The 5,620-nt window shown below is 64.5% G+C and carries 6 protein-coding genes; all 6 read left to right on the top strand.

Annotated features, from left to right (window positions below; all coding sequences use genetic code 11):
* Positions 1–81 precede the first annotated feature (81 nt).
* Complete coding sequence (locus tag DYI24_RS20070) at positions 82–1,020, top strand: NAD-dependent epimerase/dehydratase family protein (RefSeq protein WP_164573566.1); 939 nt, start codon at positions 82–84, stop codon at positions 1,018–1,020.
* Positions 1,017–2,054 (top strand): GDP-mannose 4,6-dehydratase, encoded by a 1,038-nt coding sequence (locus tag DYI24_RS20065; protein WP_164573565.1) that lies wholly within the window; start codon positions 1,017–1,019, stop codon positions 2,052–2,054. Before DYI24_RS20070 ends, DYI24_RS20065 begins: the two co-directional genes overlap by 4 nt.
* An 8-nt stretch (positions 2,055–2,062) precedes the next feature.
* Positions 2,063–2,722 (top strand): class I SAM-dependent methyltransferase, encoded by a 660-nt coding sequence (locus tag DYI24_RS20060; RefSeq protein ID WP_164573564.1) that lies wholly within the window; start codon positions 2,063–2,065, stop codon positions 2,720–2,722.
* The gene (locus tag DYI24_RS20055; protein ID WP_164573563.1) at positions 2,719–3,696 is read left to right on the top strand and encodes a thiamine pyrophosphate-dependent dehydrogenase E1 component subunit alpha; all 978 of its coding nucleotides are present in this window, start codon (positions 2,719–2,721) and stop codon (positions 3,694–3,696) included. Before DYI24_RS20060 ends, DYI24_RS20055 begins: the two co-directional genes overlap by 4 nt.
* Positions 3,697–3,707: 11 nt before the next feature.
* The gene (locus tag DYI24_RS20050) at positions 3,708–4,760 is read left to right on the top strand and encodes an alpha-ketoacid dehydrogenase subunit beta (RefSeq protein ID WP_164573562.1); all 1,053 of its coding nucleotides are present in this window, start codon (positions 3,708–3,710) and stop codon (positions 4,758–4,760) included.
* A 150-nt stretch (positions 4,761–4,910) separates the two neighbouring features.
* Positions 4,911–5,620, top strand: a 710-nt coding sequence (locus DYI24_RS20045; protein ID WP_164573561.1) for an alcohol dehydrogenase catalytic domain-containing protein, incomplete at its 3' end; no start/stop codon positions are given.

Here is a 5,620-nt window from a genome sequence, read left to right as displayed (position 1 = left end):
TCTTGCATTCAGACTTGCAGTGATTCGTCGGCGCCGTGCTCTGGCGCGCCGTGGGACTGGCTTATCAGTAGGAATGACACGATGAAGATCCTGGTGACCGGCGCCTGCGGCTACGTCGGAACCACACTGGTGCCCAAACTGCTGGCGCGCGGCGACGAGGTGGTGGCGTTCGACATCATGTGGTTCGGCAACGATCTGCCGCCGCATCCAGCGCTCACTGTGGTGCGCGGCGACGTCCGCGATACCAGCTCGATCGACCTCGCTGGGATCGACGCGATCGTACATCTGGCCTCGGTCGCCAACGATCCGTGCGGCGATCTCGATCCGAAGCTGACCTGGGAGATCAGCGCGCTTGCCACCATGCAGCTCGCCGACCGTGCCGCGCGCGCCGGCATCCAGCGCTTCGTCTATGCGTCTTCGGGCAGCGTCTACGGCATCAAGGACGAAGAACAGGTCACCGAGGACCTGACGCTGGAGCCGATCTCCGAATACAACAAAACCAAGATGGTGGCCGAGCGGGTGATGCTGAGCTACGCCGGCGACATGGCGGTGCAGATCGTGCGCCCGGCAACGGTGTGCGGGCCGTCGCCGCGGATGCGGCTCGACGTCTCGGTCAACATGCTGACTATGCAGGCGCTGACCAACGGCGAGATCACCGTGTTCGGCGGCAATCAGGTTCGCCCCAACATCCACATCGACGACATCACCGATCTGTATCTGATGCTGCTCGATCGGCCCGAGCTGCGCGGCATCTACAATGCCGGCTTCGAGAACATCTCGATCCTAGATATCGCCAAGATGGTCGACGCGCAGGTGCCGACCAAGATCACCGTCACAGCCTCGAACGATCCTCGGTCCTACCGGATCAACTCCGACAAGCTGCTGGCGACCGGATTCAAGCCGAAGAAGACGGTGAACGACGCGATCCGCGAGATCATCGTCAAGTTCCAGCGTGGCGAATTGAAGAACGAGGATCGTCACTACAACCTGCGCTGGATGCAGCGGAGCCTGCAAGCGTGACCGGAATCGTTCCCGCGTCCGCGCCGTGTGCGATGGCCCGCGCGGGCTTCGACAAATATCTGGTGATCGGTTCGAACTCGTTCACCGGCGCCTCGATGGTCGGCTATTTGCTCGACCAGGGCGCCGACGTCGTCGGCATCAGCCGCTCCGACGAGCCGCATCCTGCGTTTCTGCCGTATCGTTGGAAGAAGGCCGATCGCTTCCGCTTTCGCAAGCTCGACCTCAACCACGATCTCGATGCGATCATGCAGCTGGTGACCGCCGAGCGGTTTCCCTGCATCATCAATTTTGCAGCCCAAAGCATGGTCGGCGAGAGCTGGGCCAACCCGGACCATTGGTTCATGACCAATGTGGTGTCGACGGTGCGGCTGCACGAGCGCCTGCGGACTTGCGACTTTCTCGAGCGCTACGTCCACGTCACGACGCCGGAAGTGTACGGTAACGCCACCGGCACGCTGACCGAGGACGCGGTGTTCGATCCGTCGACGCCCTATGCGGTGTCGCGTGCGGCCGGCGACATGAGCTTGCGCTCGTATTTCCGCGCCTACGGCTTTCCGGTGCTGTTCACCCGCGCGGCCAATGTCTATGGGCCGGGGCAGCGCCTGTACCGGATCGTGCCGCGCACCATCCTGTTCATCAAACTCGGCCGTAAGTTGCAGTTGCACGGTGGCGGCACTTCGGAGCGCTCGTTCATCCACGCCGCCGATGTGGCGGATGCGACCCGCCGGATCGCCTGCAACGGCAAGCTCGGTGACAGCTATCACATCTCCACGGACCGCATCGTCACCATCCGCGCGCTGGTCGAAATGATCTGCGCGATGATGGGGGCGCGGTTCGAGGAACAGGTCGAGATCGTCGGCGAGCGGCTCGGCAAGGACGCCGCCTACAAGCTCGACAGCAGCAAGCTGCGCAGCGAGCTCGGCTGGACCGACCAGATCACGCTGGAGCAGGGCATCGAACAGACGATCGCCTGGATCGATCGCTGGTTCGAGGAACTGAAGAGCCAGCCGTTCGACTACGCGCACAAGCCTTGAGGGCCGCAATGGGTCAGGAAATCGATCTGCTCGTCAACTATCCGCGCACCAAGCGCAATGTCGACGAGCGCGGCCAGACCAAATCGGAAGAGGATCGCGCGATTGCGCGGCGCTTCGGCAAGGAGTTTTTCGATGGCGACCGCCGCCACGGCTACGGCGGCTTCAACTACATGTCGCGGTTCTGGCAGCCGGTGATCCCGACCTTCCAGCAGCACTTCGGCCTGTCGGCGTCGTCTTCAGTGCTCGATGTCGGCTGCGCCAAGGGCTTCATGCTGCACGATATGGCTGAGCTGATCCCCGGCATCACCGTGAAGGGCGTCGACGTCTCGGATTACGCGATCGAGCACGCCATCGACGATATGAAGCCGCATGTCAGCGTCGCCAGCGCGACGAAGCTGCCGTTCGCCGACAAGTCGTTCGACGTGGTGATCTCGATCAACACCGTGCACAACCTCGTTCGTGACGACTGCGCCGCCGCGCTGCGCGAGATCGAGCGGGTGGCGCGGAAGGGCGCGTTCATCACCGTCGATGCCTATCGCGACGACGAAGAGAAACGCCGGATGATGGCGTGGAACCTGACCGCGCAGACCATCATGCATGTCGACGAGTGGAAGGCATTCTTCGCCGAGATCGGCTACACCGGCGATTACTACTGGTTCATCCCATGAATCCCGAGACCTCGCGCCGCCTGCTGTTCGACATGCTGCGGATCCGCAGCGTGGAGGAGACCATCGCGGCGCGTTACGGCGAGCAGAAGATGCGCTGCCCGACACATCTGTCGGTGGGGCAGGAGGCGGTTGCCGCGGCGGCGGGCGCGGCGCTGAGGCCGACCGATCTCGCGGTGAGCGGCCATCGCGCCCACGCGCATTATCTCGCTAAGGGCGGCAACCTGAAGGCGATGATCGCCGAGATCTACGGCAAGGTCACCGGCTGCGCCCGCGGCAAGGGCGGCTCGATGCATCTGGTCGACGAGAGCGTCGGCTTCATGGGCTCGACCGCAATCGTCGGCGGCACGGTGCCGGTCGGCGTCGGGCTGTCCTATCCGATGAAGCTGAACAACACCGGTCAGATTTCCTGTGTGTTCCTTGGCGACGCGGTGCCGGAGACCGGCGTGTTCTTCGAGTCGGTGAACTTCGCGGTAGTGAAACAGCTCCCCGTGCTGTTCCTGTGCGAGAACAATGGCTACTCGGTGTATTCGCCGCTGTCGGTGCGGCAGCCGCCCGGCCGCAAGCTGTATGAGCTGGTCGCCGGCTTTGGCCTTGAGACGCATCACGGCGATGGCAATGATGCGCGCGCGGTGTATGCGGCGCTCAGCGAAGGCGTGTCGGCGATCCGGGCCGGCGAGGGGCCACGGTTCTACGAGTTCGAGACCTATCGCTGGCGCGAGCATTGCGGCCCGATGTACGACAACGACCTCGGTTATCGCTCGGTGGCTGAATACGAGGCGTGGAAGCTGCGCGATCCGGTGCTGGCGCTGCAGCGCGCGCTGATCTCCGAAGCCATCGTGACCGACGCCGACGTGGCCGAGATGCAGGCCGAAATCGATGCCGAGATCGAGGAGGCGTTTGCCTTCGCAGAAAGCTCGCCGTTCCCGCCGCCCGAAGACGCCTTCACCGACGTCTATGCGTCGGCAGCAGGCTAAGGGAGGGCGGAATGGCAACCAGCTTCGCCGCCGCCATCAGGGATGGGCTCGCCACAGCGCTTGCGGCCGATGACGACGTGATCTGCTTCGGTCTCGGTACGGATGATCCCAAGGGCGTGTTCGGCACCACGCTCGATCTGCATAAGCAGTTCGGCCCGGATCGCGTGTTCGATATGCCGACGTCGGAAGCGGCGATGACCGGTTTTGCGATCGGCGCGGCGCTGAACGGCATGCGGCCGGTGATGACGCATCAGCGGCTCGACTTCGCGCTGCTGTCGCTCGATCAGCTCGTCAACAATGCCGCCAAATGGCGCTTCATGTTCGGCGGCAAGCGCGGCGTGCCGATCACCATCCGGATGATCATCGGCCGCGGCTGGGGCCAGGGGCCGACCCATTCGCAGAGCCTGCAATCCTGGTTCGCGCATATTCCCGGCCTGAAGGTGGTGATGCCGACCACCGCCGAGGACGCCAAGACGCTGCTGCTCGGTGCGATCTTCGACGACGATCCGGTGATCTTCCTGGAGCATCGTTGGCTGCACAATATGAAGGGCGAGGTCCCGGCCGGCGATGTCCGCGAGCCTTTGGGCAAGGCGCGCGTGGTCCGAAGCGGCGACGCTGTGACTATCGTGGCAATGAGCTACATGACGGTGGAGGCGCTGCACGCCGTCGATCATCTCGCCGCGCAAGGCGTCGCTTGCGATCTGATCGACCTGCGCAGCATTCGTCCGCTGGACTGGCCGACGGTGATCACCTCGGTGCAGAAGACCGGGCGGCTGCTTGCGCTCGACAGTGGGCATCTGACCGGCGGCGTCGCCGGCGAGATCGTGGCGCGGATCGCCACCGATCACTTCGCCAGCCTGAAGAGCGCGCCGCAGCGCCTCGCCGCGCCCGACGTGCCGGAAGCCACCAGCCCTGCGCTGACGAAGAATTATCACGTCCGCGCCGAACACATCGCCGATGCCGTCGGCCGGATGCTCGGCCGCGAGGTGGAAACCGCCTCTCTGGTCGCCCAGCGCACCTTCCCGCACGACGTGCCGGGCACTTGGTTCTCAGGACCGTTTTGAGGGCGCGATGATGGCACAACCTGACACTGTCATTGCGAGGAGGCGAAGCCGACGAAGCAATCCAGGGGCCCAGTGCACGGGGCTCCTGGATTGCTTCGCTTCGCTCGCAATGACGAGCAGAGGGCAGGACTCGAACACGCGGAGGCCGTCATGTCCGTGAGCTTCTGTGCGGCGGTGCTGACTGAGCTGAACCGGCCGCTGACCGTTGAAACCGTGCAGGCGCCGCCGCTCGCGGCGGGGCAGGTGCTCGTCAAGCTGGCTTACTCCGGTGTCTGCCACAGCCAGGTGATGGAAGCGCGCGGCGGACGTGGGCCGGATCGCTATCTGCCGCATATGCTCGGCCACGAAGGCTCAGGCGTTGTCGTCGAGACCGGCGCGGGCGTCACCAAGGTCAAGCGTGGCGACCGTGTCATTCTCGGCTGGATCAAGGGGCAGGGCGCCGACACCCAGGGCGTGCGCTACGCCAGCGGGGAACGGGTCATCAACGCCGGCGCGGTGACGACATTCAACGAATATGCCGTTGTCGCAGAAAACCGCGTCACGCTGCTGCCAGCCGGGCTGCCGATGGATGTCGCGGTGCTGTTCGGCTGCGCGCTGCCGGTCGGCTCCGGCATCGTTATCAACATCGCCAAGCCGCAGCCGGGCGCGACATTGGCGATCTTCGGTCTCGGCGGTATCGGGCTTGCGGCGCTGATGGCCTGTAAGCTGTTCGCCTGCAAGCAGGTGATCGCAGTCGACGTCGAGCCAGCAAAGCTGAAGATGGCGGCCGAGCTCGGCGCCACCTCGGTAATCGACGCCTCACGCAGCGATCCGGTCGAGGAGATCCGAAAGCCCACCGGCGGCCCCGGCGTCGACTACGC

The organism is Rhodopseudomonas sp. BR0C11 (assembly GCF_010820945.1).
In the GTDB taxonomy this organism is placed as follows: domain Bacteria; phylum Pseudomonadota; class Alphaproteobacteria; order Rhizobiales; family Xanthobacteraceae; genus Rhodopseudomonas; species Rhodopseudomonas palustris_H.
This window is presented reverse-complemented; position numbering and strand designations above follow the sequence as displayed.

Coding starts and splice junctions, on each gene's coding strand:
- DYI24_RS20070 (WP_164573566.1), top strand. CDS start 82: ATGAAGATCCTGGTGACCGGCGCCTGCGGCTACGTCGGAACCACACTG.
- DYI24_RS20060 (WP_164573564.1), top strand. CDS start 2,063: ATGGGTCAGGAAATCGATCTGCTCGTCAACTATCCGCGCACCAAGCGC.
- DYI24_RS20055 (WP_164573563.1), top strand. CDS start 2,719: ATGAATCCCGAGACCTCGCGCCGCCTGCTGTTCGACATGCTGCGGATC.
- DYI24_RS20050 (WP_164573562.1), top strand. CDS start 3,708: ATGGCAACCAGCTTCGCCGCCGCCATCAGGGATGGGCTCGCCACAGCG.